Below are 19,118 nucleotides of genomic sequence, written 5' to 3' on the forward strand. Positions count from 1 at the left end.
ATTTTCTGCTTGACCCTCACGTAACGTGATAGAATATGCTCCTGTTCAGGAGTCAAAATGAAATACTATAAGATTAAAGACATCAGTCGAGTGACCGCATTAAGTGTTCGGTCATTGCAATACTATGATGATATTGGTTTATTAAAACCTTCTCTTCGAACGGATGCCGGTTATCGTTTGTATTCAGAACGGGATTTAATTCGTCTGCAACAAGTAGTGACATTAAAATTCTTAGGATTTTCTTTGACTGCTATAAGAAAGATTTTAGAAGGACCTGAGTTTGAAGTATTGAATTCAATGCATATTCAAGCTGAAGCTTTAAAGGAAAAAGCAGCCCATATTAATGAGGCAGCCAGACTTACGACTTACATTGCCAGTCAGCTCGAGGCAGGTGAGCATGTGAACTGGCATAGTGCGTTACAAATCGTCAATATTTTGGAGAGCAATCGAATGAGCGAAGCATTAGAAAAGCGTTATCAAATGAAACCTGAGCAATCTGAATTAGGCAAATCATCAAACTATGATTCGCAATATAACCCCGAACGATTATTTGCCATTCCTAGAGAAGCGAAGCGTAAAGAAATTGGGGTTAACCCTGAAAATCTTCCTTTTTATGGTTTTGATTGCTGGAATCATTATGAAGTGTCATGGCTAAATGCAAAAGGGAAGCCTGTAGTTGCAATTGCCGAGATTATTTACGATTGTTCAACGCCTAATTTAATTGAGTCAAAGTCGTTGAAACTTTATTTTAATTCATTCAATAACACGCATTTTAAAGATAGTGAAGAACTGAAATTAACAGTCGAACGGGACTTGAGTTCCCGTTTGGGTGGGGAGGCGCATGTAAGGATTCTATCACTAAAAGACGAAGAACTTGCTACCCTTCAAGCAGCTCCATCAGGTGAATGTATTGATGATCTTGACGTAACTTGCTCCATTTATCTTGTTGAACCTGCCTACCTTTCCGTAGAAGATAAAAAAGTGGAAGAAATTTTGTATTCTGATTTATTAAAATCTAACTGTTTAGTAACCAATCAACCAGACTGGGGAAGTGTTCAAATTGCTTATACGGGTCAAAAAATTAATCGGGAAGGATTACTTAAGTATCTTGTTTCTTTTCGAAACCATAATGAATTCCACGAGCAATGCATTGAGCGCATCTTTGTGGACATTATGAATCGATGCAAGCCTGAAAAACTCACGGTTTATGGGCGCTACACAAGAAGGGGCGGGTTAGATATTAATCCTTATCGGACTACTGAAAAAGTGAATATGCAAGGGTTAAATTATCGATTAGTTAGACAATAAATCTATAAGCTGCCTATGCTTAGAGTCCTAACGTAAGTGTTATTTTCCATGACCTCGACGCTTTGCGCAGTCCTGTCAAGGTCATCTTTTCTTGGAGTAATGATTATCATCCAGAGAGCTTTGCTAAGGGTTATGACTCCGTAATCTCTATCATTTTTTGTAAAGCCTTTTTTGCATTGTCTATTACCCAATTCTGGTCTTCTTTTTGCAAACGATTACGGACGCCGGTAAATTCATTTACCACATCACCTGCTTTTACTTCGTTATACTCCATTCTCTTCCCTTGCCGTAATAGATCAAGCAGGGCGACTAAATGGGGGGGATCATTTCGCGACATCGTGGCACACCCACAGCCTATACCTTTTTCCTCGCTATCTTTAGGTGCTTCCGCTAAATTCACCACGGCTATCCCTAAAGCTTTGCAATATTGTTTTACATTTTCAACCATATGGTTTTCGGTACCAATTGCGTATTTCTTAGTACCAGCACGATCATTTACCACATAATCCCAAATAAGTGCAGTTGAACCTGCTTGATCGGCGACGCGAATCACTTCATTGCGGCATTCGGGATGGACCACGGTGGTAAAGCCTTGTTGCTTCCAGTATTCACACATTTTTGCGGTGTAATGGGTATGTACGGCGCATTGACTTTGAAATAATATAAGCTCGGCTTTATCAAATTTTTCTAAGGTTTTTGCATTTTGATCAGCTAGAGAATAACGGGCTCCTTCTGACCCACCTGGCCAATAAGCAACATTTTTAATACCCAACCAGTATGCGACATTTTCTCCCATGTGTTGATCAGGGATAAACAATATTTTTTTCTTTTGTTTTTGTGCCCATTGGAAAATTTTTTTCACATTGGAGCTCGTACAAACTGCTCCTCCTTGCGCTCCGGTCATTGCTTTTACTCGCCCAGAGGTATTCATATAACAAACCGGTAAAATATTCTCGGCACCATACCTTTCGTTTAAATCTAAAAATGCTGGTTCGACCATAAAATCTTTAGCAAGCATTTCCATAGTGCAACCGGACTTGGGGTTAGTAATATAAACATGCTGATTTTCATGGGCTAAAATACTAATGGATTCCGCCATAAAATGAACGGCAGATTCAATTATGACTGATTTTTCCGGGTGGCTGGCTGCCATTAACGCCAGTTGATAAGAGTCCCCAATTTGTCCTCCAAATTGTTCAATTAAACGGACAATATCTCCGCCCATATAATAATGCGCAAGCAGCAGTAATTTGTCGCCAAAATGGTTTTGCGCTTTTGTTATGTATGGCTTCATCCAAGCTAAAACAGTCGTGAGCTTCCGATCGGGGAGGGCCTGGTATTCTTCTGCGTAAGGAATAAATTCCTCTTGATACCAATCAAGCGGATAATCACTTTGGCAAATACTCATATCTGCAGTGATGCGCATTAATGTTTTTTCGGGTTGATAGATTGTTTCTGCTTTAAACATTTTGTTCCTTACTTAAAACCAAGTATTGTGATAAAGGCTTCCTGCGGATATAAGGGTGCATGCTGCACCGCTATTTAAATAAAAGGGTGTTGAGGTGAATTTAATCGGGAAATACTTTCCAAAGCCATCGGGTCTTTATGAGGAAAGTCTTCTCGAAAGTGTCCACCTCTGGATTCCCGACGCGATAAAGCGGAGCGAACAATTAATTCAGCATTGAGAATGATGTTACGCAATTCCACAAAATCACGGGTAATTCTATGTTTCCAATAATATTCTTCAATAATTTTATTTCTGTATCTTATTAATTGTAGCAAATCTTGAAGTCCTGCCTCGGTACGAATAATCCCCGCGTAAGAGGTCATTTCTCCGCGTACACTACGCCATTGGGCATTAATTTGACTGGCGCGTCTTTCGTTAACTTCGCCTGGTGAGCTCCAGCTGGTAATGGAAGAGAAAAATTTAGAGGGAGATTTTATATCTTTGATGCAGCTTTCGGCAGCATTTCCTGCCATAACTACCGCCTCTAACAAAGAATTACTAGCCAAGCGATTTGCCCCATGAAGACCAGTAAATGCAACTTCTCCAATGGCATATAAACGACGTAAATCAGTTTGCCCATGAAGATTTGTTAATACGCCTCCACATTGGTAATGGGCCGCAGGCACTACTGGAATCATATCTTGACTGATATCAATTCCTATAGATAAAAGTGTTTCATAAATATGAGGAAAACGCTTTTTTAAAAAGGTTTTTGATTGATGGGTAATATCAAGATAGACGAAACTTTTATCACCATGCTCAATTTCATTAAATATTGCTCGTGCTACCACATCACGCGTAGCCAATTCCATTTGTTCGGGTGCATATTTATGCATAAAACGTTCATAAGTATCAGCCGTTTTTAGTAAACCACCTTCCCCGCGTACAGCTTCTGAAATTAAAAAATTATTTACCTCATGATGATATAAAAGAGTGGGGTGAAATTGATAAAATTCCATATTCCCTACGCGTGCGCCTGCTCTATAAGCCATAGCTACACCATCCCCCGTAGCTACCATAGGGTTAGTAGTATAACGATAGGTTTTACCTGCGCCCCCCGTTGCTAATACAACCGAGTTGGCTGCAAAAGCATGAATTAAATCATTCTTACAATCGAGAATATAGGCGCCTAAGACCTCTCCCTGATCGCGTGTATTATGTGGGTGATAATGGGTGATTAAATTAATAGCTACATGGTGTTCGAATAAATGAATCGAAGGTTGTAAACGAACCAAGTGAAGCAGGGCCTCAATTGTGTTTAATCCTGTTTTATCCCCACAATTAAATATGCGTCTGTGTGAGTGACCTCCTTCTTTAGCCAATGCATAATTACCCTCTTTTGAGCGATTAAATTGGACGGAATATCCCTCTAATTGCTTGATGACTTCTGGCGCTTTGTTAATGATGGCTTTTACGGCAGGTTTAAAACAGAGCCCGTCACCGGCGCGCAGAGTGTCTTTTATATGAGACTCGATAGAATCTTCAGGTAAATAGGAGGCCGCAATTCCTCCTTGAGCATAACGGCTATTGCACTCCAAAGCTTCTACCTTACAAATCAGTGCAATTTTTATCTTTGGTTCTTTTTGAATTAGTTGCAAACAAAAATGTAATCCCGCTAAACCAGAACCAATAACTAAGACGTCGTATTCATACGTATTGCCTGTTTGTGTGCTCATGAGAATGCTTTAACGAGTTGGGTTGCCAGTCCAATATATTTTTCAGGAGTTAAATCTAACAATTGCTGTTTCACCTCTTGGGGTAAGGGTAAATTATTGATAAATGCTTTCAAGTTATTGGAATCAATTCGTTGTCCACGGGTTAAATCTTTTAATTTTTCATATGCGTCTGTAATTGCATATCTGCGCATGACAGTTTGAATGGCTTCTGCAAGGACTTCCCAGTTTTTCTCCAAATCCTGTTGTAAAGCTTCTTTATTAATCTCTAATTTCTCATTTCCTTTTGCAATGGAATGAAAAGCAATGACCATGTAAGCGAATCCAACACCTAAGTTGCGTAGAACAGTGGAGTCTGAAAGGTCTCTTTGTAAACGTGATTGAGTCAGTTTGTTGGCAAAGTGTTCAAATAAAGCGTTAGCCAAGCCTAAATTTCCTTCGGCATTTTCAAAATCTATGGGGTTTATTTTATGGGGCATGGTAGAAGACCCCACCTCATCTGCTACTGATTTTTGTTTAAAGTAACCCAAAGAGATATAACTCCATACATCCCGCGTATAATCTAATAAGATATTATTAATGCGAATAAGCAGGTGGGATACTTCCGCAATACCATCGTGAGGTTCAATTTGAGTGGTATACGCATTGAATGACAATCCCAAAGAACTCACAAAGTTGGAGCAATGCTTGCGCCAGTCCACGTTAGGATAAGCAATAGCATGAGCATTGTAATTACCAACAGCCCCATTGCATTTCGCCGAGATTAACACTTCTACGAGTTGTTGCTGTGGACGTTTTAGACGGGCGGCAAAATTAATAAGTTCCTTGCCTATGGTGGTAGGTGTTGCAGGTTGCCCATGCGTTCTGGCAAGCATTGGTATTTCACCCAGTTTTTTTCCCAGGAGAGTGATGCTACCCATAATTTCAGCTAACGATGGAAGGATAACTTGCGCAATTCCCTCTTTCATCATTAATGCATAAGCAACGTTATTAATATCTTCTGAGGTACAGGCAAAGTGAATAAAGGGTATTAAAGGAGTTAAAGCAGGAGAGCCCTCGAATTTTTCTTTAAGATAGTATTCTACGGCTTTAACGTCATGGTTGGTTTTTTTTTCATACCCTTTGATAAGAGCAGCTTCTTCCTCATTAAATTGTTTAAGAATATCTTGTAAAGCATTCTGGATTGCTTCACTAAATGGAGGAATTTCTCTAATTGCTTTATTTGCGGCAAGTGATTCCAACCAGCGAATTTCAACCAAAAGACGATAATAAATAAGGGCATATTCACTAAAAAAAGGTCCGAGAACGCTAGTTTTATTAAAATATCTGCCATCAATGGGAGAAATAGCTTTTAAAGGAGTTAAAGGCATAAAGAATCACCGCCAGAGTAAAGCATATATGATAAGCCAAGCTTGCAAATATGTGAATCAGGACTTACGAAAAATGCCGATCTCTTCGTTAAAATCATTTTTTGCCTCGACCTCGGGATTTTTCGTAAGTCCTATGAATAAACAAATGCAAGTGGCTGCATTAACCTAGGGATTATTCAGAGTTCGTTTGTGGGCTCTTTTGGCTTAACTTACGATAGTATTGGCTCTAATAATCATATAAGACCTACAATGTACAATCCAATTCACTTACGTTACTAATTTAAGTAGAATGACTTTCATTTTGTAAATAAAAGCGAGTAGAGAATGGCAGTTAGCAACCATACGATTGATTTGCGTGAAGTCGGTATGAAGGACCTGGAGCAAGTGGGAGGTAAAAATGCTTCTTTAGGTGAAATGCTAAGCCATTTAAGTAGTAAGGGGATTTTGGTTCCTGGCGGGTTTGCTACTACTGCAGATTCGTTTCGTGAGTTTTTAAGTACCAATGGACTTGATAAACAAATTTATGACTTACTAACAACCATTGATATTGATGATGTGGAAGCATTAACGATAGTGGGTAAAAAAATTCGTGAAATGATTTTAGCTACTCCTTTTAGCGGAGCTTTTGAAGATGCAATAAGAACGGCATACCATACGCTCGCCAAGACTATAGGCCATGATAGCTTCAGCGTTGCCGTTCGCTCATCAGCTACGGCAGAAGATTTGCCCGATGCCTCTTTTGCCGGTCAACAAGAAACTATGTTGAACGTAAAAAGCATTGAAGCCATACTCGTTGCCATTAAACAAGTATTCGCCTCCCTATTTAATGATAGGGCTATTGCATACCGCGTTCACCAAGGTTTTTCTCACCAAGATGTGGCACTTTCGGCAGGTATCCAACAAATGGTTAGAAGTGATCTGGCCAGTAGTGGAGTAATGTTTACTATGGATACAGAATCGGGTTTTGACCAGGTTGTATTTATTACGTCTTCCTATGGCTTGGGGGAAATGGTGGTGCAAGGCGCCGTAAATCCTGATGAATTCTACGTATTTAAACCGGCTTTAGCAGAAAATAAATCTGCCATTTTACGAAGAAATCGTGGCACTAAAGCAATAAAGATGGTTTATAGCGATAAAGCCGATAAAACAGTAGAAGTGGTAAGTGTGGATAAAAATGATCAATTACGGTTCTCTTTAAATACTGAAGAAATCGAATTATTGGCTAAACAGGCCATGATCATTGAAAAGCATTACCAACGCCCTATGGATATTGAATGGGCAAAAGACGGTGTGGATGGGAAAATTTATATTTTGCAAGCAAGGCCAGAAACAGTTAAAAGTCGGGCTAATAAGCAAGTTCTGGAGCGCTATAAATTAAAAGAAAAAGGTGAAGTTTTAAGTGAAGGTCGCAGTATAGGACAGCGTATTGGCCAAGGTAGGGCTCGCATTATTAAAGATATCAGTGAAATGCATCGTGTCCAGGCCGGGGATGTTCTTATTTCTGATATGACGGATCCCGATTGGGAACCTGTCATGAAACGTGCCGCTGCTATTGTCACCAATCGTGGAGGAAGAACATGCCATGCAGCTATTATTGCCAGAGAATTGGGAATTCCTGCTGTGGTTGGCTGCGGGGATGCCACAAAGACTATTAAAGACGGCGATTTAGTTACCATTTCTTGTGCACAAGGGGATACCGGTTATGTCTATGCAGGTATATTACCTTTTGAGCTGGTGCGCCTGGATGTAGACTCCATGCCTGAATTACCCACCAAGGTTATGTTAAATGTTGGCAATCCGGAACGGGCTTTTGCATTTCAGGCGATTCCTAATTCAGGAGTAGGTTTAGCGCGATTAGAGTTCTTGATTTCAAACTCCATAGGTATCCACCCAAAAGCATTGTTGAATTACGATTCCTTACAAGACAAAAACCTCAAAGAATTTATTCGTGAAAAAACGATAGCTTATAGTTCTCCTGTGGAATTTTATATTGAGCGGCTGAAAGAAGGGATTGCGACAATTGCTGCTGCTTTTTATCCTAAACCGGTTATTGTGCGTTTATCTGATTTTAAATCAAACGAATATGCCAATTTAGTGGGTGGGAAAGAGTATGAGCCGCACGAAGAAAATCCTATGCTCGGATTTAGAGGGGCATCGCGGTATATATCACCTGATTTTGCCGATTGTTTTGCCTTGGAATGTTTAGCCGTTCGACGTGTACGGGAAGATATGGGATTGACTAACGTGGAGGTAATGATTCCCTTTGTGCGTACCGTGAATGAAGCAAAACAGGTGATTGATTTATTAAAAGCACAGGGCTTGGAACGAGGGAGGATGGGTTTACGTATTATTATGATGTGTGAGCTTCCCTCCAATGCGTTATTAGCGGAGCAATTTTTACAATATTTTGATGGATTCTCAATTGGCTCCAATGATCTTACCCAATTAACATTGGGTTTAGATAGGGATTCAGGTCTGGTTGCCAGTGCTTTTGACGAGCGCGATGATGCAGTTAAAAGCTTATTACATATGGCTATTTCCACCTGTAAAAAACAGGGTAAATATGTAGGAATTTGTGGACAAGGTCCTTCTGATCATCCTGATTTTGCTGAATGGTTGATGCGAGAAGGTATAGAAAGTATTTCGTTAAATCCTGATTCAGTTTTAGAAACTTGTTTATTCCTGGCTGAACAGAAGAAAAATTAGTGAGAAAAATGCATTATTTTAAAAAAAGGATTTTTTTCGTTCTACTCCTCCTGCCGGGTCTTTTAATGGCTAGCTCGGCTCAAAACAATCATGGCGACCCGGTTTCATTGGTTATATTTTGGGTCACGCTAATTTTTTTCCTTGGTTTAATCGGCCGCTCTATTGCTATAGCATTTAATCAACCTGGCGTATTAGGTGAGTTGCTAATGGGAGTTCTAGTCGGCAACGTAGGTTATTTTTTTGATTTACATGCAGCGGTTATTTTAAGAGAAGGGGGGGCTATATTTACGGTTTTAAAAGATATGTTTGAAGGCGTACCTTTAGCCACCGCTGTTCACACCAGTATTACAGACCCTTCATCTATTCCACGCGTTATGCAGGCATTAGGAAACCCTAATAGTATTGATTTGATTAAAGTAGCTTACGTGCTCGATATTTTTTCTCGGTATGGAGTTATTTTCTTACTATTTATGGTGGGGCTAGAGAGCTCAGTAGAGGAATTGAAGCATACCGGGCGAGAATCTACGCAGGTTGCTTTTTTAGGCATTTTGGGACCTATCGTTTTAGGTTTTATTATTATGTATCTATTAGTTCCTGAAGCCTCTTTTAATACCCATTTATTTGTTGCCGCAACCCTGTCTGCCACCAGTGTAGGTATTACCGCACGCGTTTTAAAAGAAATGAAGAAATTGCGTACGCGTGAAGCTAAAACCATTTTAGGTGCGGCAGTATTAGACGATATTCTAGGTTTGGTTATTTTAGCCGTAGTTAGCAGTATAGTGGTTAAAAATACCATCGACATAGGCACAGTGGCGCAAATTATTTTATTGGCTTTATTGTTCCTGGTCAGTGCAATTCTGATTGGCCCCTGGCTTATTAAAAAAGCGGTCAAAGTATTTTCTTTCCTAGAAACATGGGAAGTAAAATTATTTATTTCTTTCATATTTTCGATGGGTTTGGCCTGGCTAGCCTCTATAGTGCAGCTGGCGACGATTATTGGTGCCTTTGCTGCAGGTATAATCATCCATGAAGGTTTTTTTGAAAGAGAGAAAACCCAAAGAAAAGAGTTATCCGTACATGATTTAATGCGACCTTTTGAGGCTATTTTAGCCCCTCTCTTTTTTATGCTTATTGGCATACAAGTGAAGTTAGAAACATTCTTGCACTGGAAAGTATTAGGGACGGCTACAGGTCTTATTATTGCAGCCATTCTTGGAAAATTGATAAGTGGTTTGGGGGCAAAAAAAGGGGATGATCGACTATTAATCGGCATTGGTATGCTCCCCAGAGGGGAAGTGGGCCTGGTTTTTGCTTCTATAGGAATTACCTTGGGCGTGATTGATGATCACATTTTTTCTTCTATTATCTTTATGGTAATAATTACTACTTTCATCGCACCGCCCTGGTTGAAAAAACGCTATGAGAAAAGAGAAAAAGTTGAAAGTTCCTCCTCTTGATATTATTAAAAAAGATGTAGCAAATGCCTTAAATGAAGACATTGGTTCTGGCGATGTATCTGCCTTGCTGCTCCCTGATGATTTAGTAGTTCACGCAAAAATCATCTCGCGTGAGCCTATGCTTATGTGTGGCCAACCCTGGGTCAATTGTATAGCGACAACCTTCTTCCCTGAAATAAGGTTAAACTGGTTGGTTTCTGAGGGAGAATGGCTTTCTGAGCCTATGACACTTTGTAGCATTTATGGTTCGGCAAGAAGTGTATTAACAGCAGAGCGCAGTATTTTAAATTTTTTACAAACACTTTCGGGTACAGCAACATTGACTTACCGCTATGTGGAAAAAATAAAAAACTATAAAACAAAGTTATTGGATACCCGCAAAACCTTACCGGGATTACGTATTGCCCAAAAATATGCCGTAGCATGTGCGGGAGGTACAAACCATCGTATGGGCTTATACGATGCGTTTTTAATTAAAGAAAATCATATCAAAGCATGTGGTAATATAAAAAAGGCGGTTAAAGCAGCCAGGGAACTGCATAAGAATTTGCTAATTGAGGTGGAAGTTGAGAATTTTTCTGAATTAGAAGAGGCATTTTCTGTCCAGCCTGACCGTATCTTATTAGATAACTTTACTGTAGAGATGATTGCGGAGGCGGTTGCGTTAAACAACCCTAAAAAAACGGATTTAGAAGCTTCAGGGGGGATAAGTTTAAATAACCTGGAAGCAATTGCTAAAACAGGTGTTGACTATATTTCAATAGGAGCACTTACTAAATCAGTTAATGCAATCGATTTAAGCCTTTTAATTGATGAGTGAATGAGTTCCAAATAAATGAGAAAAAACATGGGTAATCGAATTGTATTGACTGGAGGCGGTACAGCGGGGCATGTCACCCCTAATATTGCTTTAATCGAGGTATTAAAAGAAGAAGGTTGGCAAATTGATTATATTGGTTCTGAAGATAGCGTAGAAAAAGAAATGATTACCGCTATCAATGTTCCATACCACGCAATTAGTAGCGGAAAATTGCGCCGTTATTTTAGCTGGAAAAATTTTCTTGATCCGTTCAAAATTTTACTGGGAATTCTGCAATCGTATCGTTTGCTGCGCAAATTAAAGGTAGATGTTGTATTTTCTAAAGGCGGGTTTGTGGCTTTTCCTGTTGTGGTAGGTGCGTGGTTAAATAATATTCCCATTATCGCACACGAATCGGATTTAAGTCCCGGTCTTGCCAACCGCTTAAGCTTTCCTTTTGTTAGCAAGATTTGTGTAACATTTACTCCGGCGCGCAATTTTTTTAAAAAGAAAACAAAGGTAGAAGTTACAGGTACGCCAATTCGTAAACAATTATTTCTGGGTAATAAAGAAAAAGGACTGGCATTGTGTGGATTTACAAAAGAAAAACCTTGCTTATTGTTCATTGGCGGTAGTCAAGGAGCGAATTCTTTGAATACTTGTATCCGTCAATCTTTAAATCATTTAATCGAACATTTTCAAGTGATTCATTTATGCGGTAAGGGGAAAGTAGCAAATTCCTATCAAAACCACCCTGGCTACTTTCAAATGGAATATGCCAAAGACGAGCTTGCTGATTTATTTGCTGCCAGTGATATTGTTATTTCAAGAGCAGGTGCGAACTCTCTCTACGAAATCTTGGCTTTATCAAAGCCCCACGTGTTAATTCCTCTTTCCCGCCAGGCTAGTAGAGGGGATCAAATTCAAAATGCGCGCTATTTTCAAGAAAAAGGGGTGAGTAAAATTATTATGGAAGAGGATTTAACTCCCAATATGTTAGTTGCGGCTATTAATGAAGTGCAAAAAACGAAGGAACAAATTATAGAAAAAATTGATGCTTTAAATATTTCTTCTGCTACGGAAAAAATTGCGGCCATGATTAAGGAGCAAGCATGCTAAAACCGCACAAGCTTTTAGAGTACATTAACGCACAGTGGGATGAAGAAATATTACCAACTTTAGTTGAGTACATAAAGATTCCTAATAAGTCTCCACTTTTTGATCCGGATTGGCAGAAAAATGGCTATATGGAGAAAGCGGTTGCATTGATTGTGAATTGGTGTAAATCGCATTCGCCTAAAAAAATGAACCTGGAAATTTTGCGCCTTAAAAATAGAACACCGGTTATTTTAATTGATATTCCAGGTGAAGCTAATAAGGAAGTCCTACTGTATGGCCATTTGGATAAACAGCCGGAAATGGCGGGATGGCGGAATGATTTAGGCCCTTGGAAACCCGTATTGGAAAATGGCCGTTTATACGGCAGAGGGGGAGCAGACGATGGATATGCTGTGTTTTCGGCAATAACCGCGATTAATGCATTGCAGCAGCAAGGAGTTCCCCACGGTCATTGCAAAATTCTTATAGAAGCTTCTGAAGAAAGCGGGAGTTCAGACTTACCCTTTTACATTGAAGCGTTCAAAGAAAAATTGGGAACCCCCCATCTAATTGTTTGCTTGGATTCGGGTGCAGGAAATTATGAGCAACTATGGGTAACTACTTCGTTACGTGGGGACGTTGCCGGCGAACTCAAGGTTGAGTTATTAACGGAAGGTGTTCACTCTGGTTATGGAAGCGGGATTGTGGCAGATAGCTTTCGGGTAGCGCGCGAATTGTTAAGCCGTTTAGAGGAAGAATCCACGGGTCATGTTAAGTTACAAGAATTGCATTGCCAAATTCCGCCGGATAGAGTGAGTGAAGCTGCGGAATGTGCAGCTGTTTTAGGTAAAGGAATTATCGACTCTCTCCCTCTTCACCCTGGTGTACAAAGTATAGAAACTAACGAACAGGAATTATTACTTAATCGTACTTGGCGACCTGCGCTAACCGTTACCGGTGCCCGGGGTTTACCGCCGATTTCTAACGCGGGGAATGTTTTAAGGCCTGAAACCGCTTTAAAATTTTCTATGCGGCTACCCCCTATTGTGGACGCCAAAGAAGCAGCCAAAGTAATTTCCACAGTACTTACAGAAAACCCACCCTATAATGCAAAAGTAAGTGTAACTATATTCTCTGCTTCTACAGGGTGGGATGCACCGCATACTGCCCCCTGGTTAAGAGAAGGCATTCATGGTGCTTCGGAAAGCTTCTATCAAAAACCTGCTGTCTTTATGGGGGAGGGAGGGACTATTCCTTTTATGGCTATGCTCGGTAAGGAATTCCCTGAGGCGCAATATATGATAACAGGGGTCTTGGGCCCTCATTCGAATGCGCATGGCCCCAATGAATTTTTACATTTAGATATGGCAAAAAAAATAACAGCTTGTGTGGCATTTGTAATTCACAAACAGGCAGAATCGTAGGAGCTTAGCAAGTCCACAGGAAAGGAGATCCCGTGAAAATTACGCCTTTGTTTTTATTTTTATTTTTTTTAATTATTAGCACTTTTGCTCACGCTAAAATTAATTTAAATACGGCAGAGTTAAAAGAACTTATTCATGCAGCCCCGTATATTGGCCAAAAGCGGGCCGAAGCAATTATTACCTATAGAGAAAATCATGGCGCATTTAGCTCGGTGGAAGAGTTAGCCAATGTGCCTACTTTTGGAAAAAATTTCGTAAAGAATCGCTTAAAAATATTTTTAGAAGTCTTTGATGTATAGTTTAGCCAAAAAGGCTTAATAATTTTTTTGACATGGGTTTGGTTGGACTTTAGCGCTAACCTGCTTTTTAATTCCAGACTCTTTTATATGAGTAAAAATCTTTCACTAGATCTGTCGATTTTTATCTCAATTTAAGTTAAAGTGCTCCCAAAATAATAATGAGGTAGAGAAGTGCATGTTTAGGAAATTACGCGGTGTATTCTCCAATGATTTATCTATTGATTTGGGAACAGCCAATACACTTATTTATGTAAGAGACAAGGGCATTGTATTAAATGAGCCATCCGTGGTTGCCTTGCGTAACGAATCAGGGCAAAAACGTGTGGCGGCAGTAGGCTTAGAAGCCAAACGTATGCTTGGCAGAACCCCTGGAAATATTAATGCGATTCGTCCTATGAAAGATGGAGTTATTGCTGATTTCTTCGTTACGGAAAAAATGTTGCAACACTTTATTCATAAAGTGCATGAAAATCGTTTTCTTCGCCCTAGCCCGCGCGTATTGGTGTGTGTGCCTTGTGGTTCTACCCAGGTTGAGCGTCGCGCTATTCGTGAATCCGCAATGGGGGCTGGTGCAAGGGAAGTATTCCTAATTGAAGAGCCTATGGCAGCTGCTTTAGGTTCTGGAATGCCTGTGGAGGAAGCCAGTGGTTCTATGGTCGTGGATATTGGTGGTGGAACGACAGAAGTAGCCATTATCTCCTTGAGCGGAATTGTTTATCATCAGTCTGTTCGTATTGGTGGTGATAAATTTGATGATGCGATTGTTTCCTATGTTCGCCGTAATTATGGAACCTTAATCGGTGAAACAACGGCAGAGCGTATTAAGCACGAAATTGGTTCCGCTTTCCCCAGCCGCGATCTTTTCGAAATCGAAGTGCGTGGGCGTAATCTTGCTGAGGGAGTGCCTCGTAGTTTTACATTAACCAGCGCAGAAATCCTGGAAGCCTTACAAGAACCATTATCTGGTATTGTAGGTGCAGTGAGGGCTGCTCTTGAATTAGCACCACCAGAACTTGCTGCAGATATCGCTGAGCGAGGAATGGTACTTACCGGCGGCGGGGCATTATTAAAAAATATGGATACCCTGTTAATGGAAGAAACTGGCCTACCCGTACTGGTTGCAGAAGATCCTCTTACCTGTGTAGCACGTGGTGGTGGTAAAGCATTAGAAACCATGGACCTGCGTGGTGGTGATTTCCTCTCAACAGAATAATTCACATAAGAAACTTTTTGCCAAAGGTAGACACTCATCATTACGATTTGTGTTTGCTTTGGCATTTTCCATTATTCTTATGGTCGCCGATTATCATTATCAATACCTGGGTAGGTTACGCAGTGGTTTTTCTATTGTAGTTGCTCCCCTGCAATACGCCGTGGATTATCCTGTACGGGTAATAGGATGGATCCGCTCATTAGTGACTACCAAAAAAGAATTAATCAATGAAAATATGCAGCTTCGCTACCAACAAACTATGCTGGAGGCCCAATTACAGCAGTTATTAGTTATTCGTAACGAAAATTCTCAATTAAAAGAATTATTATTAGCTTCTTCTGATGCCACGACTAAAGCCATGGCAGCACAAATATTGGCTGTGGATACGACTCTTTCCCGGCAAATTTTGGTCCTCAATAAAGGGAAAAGAGATGGAGTCACTGTAGGGCAGCCCGTCCTCGATGCCAAAGGAGTTATGGGGCAGGTAATCGATGTAGGCTCCATGACAAGTACGGTTCTACTAATCTCAGACGCTAAAAGCGCTGTCCCCGTCCAAAATACGCGTACAGGGGAGCGCGCTATTCTAGTAGGGACAAACAATCTCAGCCAATTGTCATTAATCAACTTACCCAAAAGCTCCTCTATTCGAAAAGGGGATTTGCTAGTTACCTCAGGCTTGGGTAGGCGCTATCCTGAAGGGTATCCGGTAGGAACAGTGGAAGAAGTAAAAAATATTCCGGGAGAAGAATTTATTAAAGTAAACGTAAGCCCTATTGCTTTATTAAATCGCAATCGGTTAGTTCTATTAATCTGGCCCGAAAAAGAACATGCCCAATTAACTGCACAAATTGAAGAACGTATGAAAGTTATGGATGAAGCATGAACGTAAATATTCGCTTACTGTTAGCATTAATTGTTGCGCTAATTTTGACTATATTGCCTCTCCCGGAATTTATGTTAGGAGTGAGGCCTCCCTGGGTTCTTTTATTGCTTTTATATGCCGAATTCTATTTACCAAAAAATTTTTCCACGATTTCCGTATTTTTTTTAGGGCTTTGCTTGGACATTTTATTATTCCATGTCATTGGAGAGAACGCATTTGCTTTGTTAATAACTACCTGGGTAGCTACGGGTAAAACACGGCGATTTGCTTTTTTTTCCGTAGGTCAGCAAATGGTATTAATTGGATTGTTTGCCCTGATATATGAAAGTATTTTATTGCTAATCGATGCGTTCCTTGGAAATAACTATAGTAGTATTACCGTGGTGGGCAGCACTATACTTGCTATGCTTTTATGGCCTTGGGTGCGTATTTTGGCTGAAAGTATCTTTATTCAAAAAATAAAATCAAAAAATTTTATAATGTAGATAGACGCCGATACTGTATTCAGCTCCCGGTTTTCTCCAGTATTTTTTGTTGCTGACCTATGTGCTCACAATTTAACCAAATTTATAAAATTTTTTCTCTTCATAATTTTTCCTTAATGTTTATCCTATAAAATTTTATTAACTAGTGTAATTGGGTGTTAATAATGAAAAAATGGGAAAGATTCGCTTCTCAATATAGTCCGGTAAGTCCAGGAAATGTCAATTTTGGTGATAATAACCTTCAAATGGACTGGTTTCGTTTGGCAGTAATTGATGCAACGGTAGACGGTATTTCAGTAAAAACATGGCGAAGCAAATATAATGAGTTTGCTTCTACGGAAGACGTTAAACAATTCTTCAAAGAAGTTATCCTTAAAGATCTGAAGAAAGAAGTGAATAAAGATGAAGTGGTTGATTATTTAGCTACTGCTTTTCATCAGGGGGGACTCATGTTTCCGGTTTCTGCCTCCATGAGTAATATGATTTTCAATGAAGCGGGATTACAAGTCAATCAACCCCAAAGCACTAGGCAAATAAGAATAACCACAAACGAGAATGGCTTTAAGGTCCAGGAAGTATATACAGCTAAGCAAGTTGCTGTTGTAGATGATACAAAAGCATCGGAGGGTTTAAAAAAGCAAGTCCAGGGTTTAGAGCTGCCGCTAGTTTCACCCGATCGCGGTAATGATTTTGTATTTAAAGCCGGGGCATGTGTTGACGTGGATTTTTCCTCTTCCTCGAAGAAGCCTGCAATCACTATTGAGTCTAATTTTATTAGCTATGGTAACGCCGAAGTGCAAGCCGTATGGGATAAAAGAAATTTTGGGCAAGTTATTATTGATTTCTTTAGGAATATTTTAGGGTTAAATGCTGTCGCTGTTGAAGAGCCAAAAAAAGTCTCTGAAGAGGCGCCTACTGACTCTATAACTCCTTCAATGTAAATAAGGTAGCCAAAGGCGCAACGTTTCACGGGTATAAACTTAAGCTAATGCCTATGTTATGATTCTTTCTCTTTATTCTGGAGTAAGTTTCATGACATATCAAAAAATTAAAGTCCCTGGTGAAGGACAGGCAATTACCATCAATTCTAACTTGTCTTTGAACGTGCCGAATAATCCCATTATTCCTTTTATAGAAGGGGATGGTATTGGTGTTGACGTTACTCCACCTATGCTTAAGGTAGTAGATGCGGCTGTAAAAAAAGCATACGGTAATAAGAAAAAAATTGCCTGGATGGAAGTGTACGCCGGTGAGAAAGCGACTGAGGTGTATGGTGAGAATGAGTGGCTACCTAAAGAAACGTTGACTGCTTTAAAAGACTTTTTGGTATCCATCAAAGGTCCGTTAACCACGCCTGTGGGTGGAGGAATTCGCTCTCTTAACGTAACTATACGCCAGGAATTAGATTTATATAGTTGTATAAGACCCATCCGTTATTTTACGGGAACACCGAGCCCTGTTAAAGAGCCATGGAAAACCGACATGGTTATTTTTCGGGAAAATTCGGAAGATATTTATGCCGGTATTGAATGGGCTGCTGATACTCCGGAAGCTAAGAAAGTTATTCAATTTTTACAAAATGAAATGGGAGTGAAAAAAATTCGTTTCCCTACCCATTGTGGCATAGGCATTAAGCCGGTTTCAAAAGAAGGTACCTCGCGTCTGGTTAGGGCGGCCATTCAATATGCTATAGACAATAAGCGCGACTCAGTTACTTTGGTTCACAAAGGTAACATTATGAAGTTCACGGAAGGGGCATTTAAAGATTGGGGCTATCAAGTTGCTCGCGATGAATTTGGCGCTACTGAATACCAGGGTGGCCCGTGGTTGCACTTTAATAATCCCAAAACAGGTAAGCCCATTATTATCAAAGATGTAATCGCTGATGCCTTCTTACAGCAAATATTGTTGCGTCCGGAAGATTATAGCGTTATCGCAACACTTAATTTAAACGGTGATTACATTTCTGATGCCTTAGCTGCTCAAGTAGGCGGTATTGGTATTGCTCCCGGCGCAAATATTGGTGAAAAAGTCGCGGTTTTTGAAGCAACTCATGGGACTGCGCCAAAATATGCGGGCCAAGACAAAGTAAATCCCGGCTCCATTATTCTTTCTGCAGAGATGATGTTAAGGCATTTAGGGTGGTTTGAGGCTGCTGATTTAATCGTTAAAGGTATGGAAGGGGCCATCGAAGCTAAAACTGTGACCTATGATTTTGAGCGCCTGATGGAAGGAGCAACTTGCGTAAGCTCTTCCGGGTTTGCGGATGCGATTATTAAGCATATGTAGTGTAGGTTGGAAACCCTTCACTCCCTTACGGTCGTGGCTCAGACGATCTGACTCAGAGCGGCCGTGGGGGAGCGGAAATTTTAGAATAATGGAGGCCAGATCGAGAGACAATGACTGCTTGATGTAGATTCAACATTTTTTTCACAACAGAAAGTAAAGATACACAATTTGATACAGATTACGACAGGCATAGACTTTTTAATGAAATTTAATGAAATTTACTGGCCAAATCCTTGATGAAAGACTATAAAATTAATAAAGGGTGTATGTAAATGAGTGGGCAATATTTAGAGGAGATTGTTGAGCATAAGGTCGCTGAGTCAGAAGCAAAACCTGCGCTTAAACAACCTCGAAAATATAAAGTGGTTTTATTAAACGATGACTACACCCCCATGGAATTTGTAGTGGAGGTATTAAAGACGTTTTTTCATATGAATGAAGCAATAGCAGTTCAGGTAATGTTACAAGTTCATATGCAGGGTAAGGGTATTTGTGGCGTTTTTACTCGCGACATTGCAGAAACAAAAGTGGTCCTGGTTAATGATTATGCCAGAAAAAATGAACATCCATTGCTATGTAGCATGGAACCTGAGTAATGGTGGGGCGC

The 19,118-nt window shown here is 40.1% G+C and carries 16 protein-coding genes and 1 pseudogene; 14 read left to right on the forward strand and 3 right to left on the reverse strand.

All coding sequences use genetic code 11. The features are described 5' to 3' along the window. Positions 1-57: 57 nt before the first annotated feature. Positions 58-210 (forward strand): annotated as a pseudogene (locus tag EL206_RS10180) (MerR family DNA-binding transcriptional regulator); the annotation flags it as partial. A 240-nt stretch (positions 211-450) separates the two neighbouring features. Further along, positions 451-1,308, forward strand: coding sequence for an NADPH-dependent 7-cyano-7-deazaguanine reductase QueF (queF, locus tag EL206_RS07000; protein WP_058462366.1), 858 nt, complete (start codon positions 451-453; stop codon positions 1,306-1,308). Positions 1,309-1,438: 130 nt separating this feature from the next. On the opposite strand, the gene nadA is transcribed toward queF, so the two are convergent. The 3 genes from nadA to purB all read right to left on the reverse strand — a co-directional run bounded on the left by nadA (position 1,439) and on the right by purB (position 5,858). Further along, positions 1,439-2,776, reverse strand: coding sequence for a quinolinate synthase NadA (nadA, locus tag EL206_RS07005; protein WP_058461734.1), 1,338 nt, complete (start codon positions 2,774-2,776; stop codon positions 1,439-1,441). Positions 2,777-2,850: 74 nt separating this feature from the next. Beyond that, positions 2,851-4,491, reverse strand: a complete 1,641-nt coding sequence (gene nadB, locus EL206_RS07010; protein WP_058461733.1) for an L-aspartate oxidase — start codon at positions 4,489-4,491, stop codon at positions 2,851-2,853. Next, the gene (gene purB / locus EL206_RS07015; protein WP_058461732.1) at positions 4,488-5,858 is read right to left on the reverse strand and encodes an adenylosuccinate lyase; all 1,371 of its coding nucleotides are present in this window, start codon (positions 5,856-5,858) and stop codon (positions 4,488-4,490) included. Before purB ends, nadB begins: the two co-directional genes overlap by 4 nt. Positions 5,859-6,182: 324 nt before the next feature. Between purB and ppsA the strand changes: the two genes are divergently transcribed. The 12 genes from ppsA to clpS all read left to right on the forward strand — a co-directional run bounded on the left by ppsA (position 6,183) and on the right by clpS (position 19,107). Continuing rightward, positions 6,183-8,564, forward strand: a complete 2,382-nt coding sequence (gene ppsA, locus EL206_RS07020) for a phosphoenolpyruvate synthase (RefSeq protein ID WP_058461731.1) — start codon at positions 6,183-6,185, stop codon at positions 8,562-8,564. Positions 8,565-8,629: 65 nt separating this feature from the next. Then, positions 8,630-10,021 (forward strand): cation:proton antiporter, encoded by a 1,392-nt coding sequence (locus EL206_RS07025; protein ID WP_232048532.1) that lies wholly within the window; start codon positions 8,630-8,632, stop codon positions 10,019-10,021. Beyond that, positions 9,984-10,841: a carboxylating nicotinate-nucleotide diphosphorylase gene (gene nadC / locus EL206_RS07030; RefSeq protein WP_058461730.1), complete on the forward strand. Its 858-nt coding sequence runs from the start codon at positions 9,984-9,986 to the stop codon at positions 10,839-10,841. The genes EL206_RS07025 and nadC overlap by 38 nt, the downstream gene beginning before the upstream one ends. Positions 10,842-10,868: 27 nt before the next feature. After that, positions 10,869-11,939, forward strand: coding sequence for an undecaprenyldiphospho-muramoylpentapeptide beta-N-acetylglucosaminyltransferase (locus EL206_RS07035; protein ID WP_058461729.1), 1,071 nt, complete (start codon positions 10,869-10,871; stop codon positions 11,937-11,939). After that, positions 11,933-13,342 (forward strand): M20 family metallopeptidase, encoded by a 1,410-nt coding sequence (locus tag EL206_RS07040; RefSeq protein ID WP_058461728.1) that lies wholly within the window; start codon positions 11,933-11,935, stop codon positions 13,340-13,342. Before EL206_RS07035 ends, EL206_RS07040 begins: the two co-directional genes overlap by 7 nt. A 32-nt stretch (positions 13,343-13,374) precedes the next feature. Then, positions 13,375-13,641 (forward strand): ComEA family DNA-binding protein, encoded by a 267-nt coding sequence (locus EL206_RS07045; RefSeq protein ID WP_058461727.1) that lies wholly within the window; start codon positions 13,375-13,377, stop codon positions 13,639-13,641. A gap of 175 nt (positions 13,642-13,816) precedes the next feature. Next, a complete protein-coding gene (locus EL206_RS07050) occupies positions 13,817-14,854 on the forward strand; it encodes a rod shape-determining protein (RefSeq protein WP_025385468.1) in 1,038 nt (345 codons plus the stop codon). Continuing rightward, entirely contained in the window at positions 14,832-15,737 is a 906-nt protein-coding gene (gene mreC / locus EL206_RS07055) for a rod shape-determining protein MreC (protein ID WP_058462364.1), read from the forward strand. Before EL206_RS07050 ends, mreC begins: the two co-directional genes overlap by 23 nt. Next, positions 15,734-16,222 (forward strand): rod shape-determining protein MreD, encoded by a 489-nt coding sequence (gene mreD / locus EL206_RS07060; protein ID WP_058461726.1) that lies wholly within the window; start codon positions 15,734-15,736, stop codon positions 16,220-16,222. The genes mreC and mreD overlap by 4 nt, the downstream gene beginning before the upstream one ends. Positions 16,223-16,386: 164 nt before the next feature. After that, positions 16,387-17,163: a hypothetical protein gene (locus EL206_RS07065; RefSeq protein WP_058461725.1), complete on the forward strand. Its 777-nt coding sequence runs from the start codon at positions 16,387-16,389 to the stop codon at positions 17,161-17,163. Between the two features lie 91 nt (positions 17,164-17,254). Continuing rightward, a complete protein-coding gene (gene icd, locus EL206_RS07070; RefSeq protein ID WP_058461724.1) occupies positions 17,255-18,511 on the forward strand; it encodes an NADP-dependent isocitrate dehydrogenase in 1,257 nt (418 codons plus the stop codon). Positions 18,512-18,783: 272 nt separating this feature from the next. Continuing rightward, a complete protein-coding gene (gene clpS / locus EL206_RS07075; protein ID WP_058461723.1) occupies positions 18,784-19,107 on the forward strand; it encodes an ATP-dependent Clp protease adapter ClpS in 324 nt (107 codons plus the stop codon). Positions 19,108-19,118 lie beyond the last annotated feature (11 nt).

The sequence above is a fragment of the Legionella adelaidensis genome (assembly GCF_900637865.1).
Classification (GTDB): Bacteria; Pseudomonadota; Gammaproteobacteria; order Legionellales; family Legionellaceae; genus Legionella_A; species Legionella_A adelaidensis.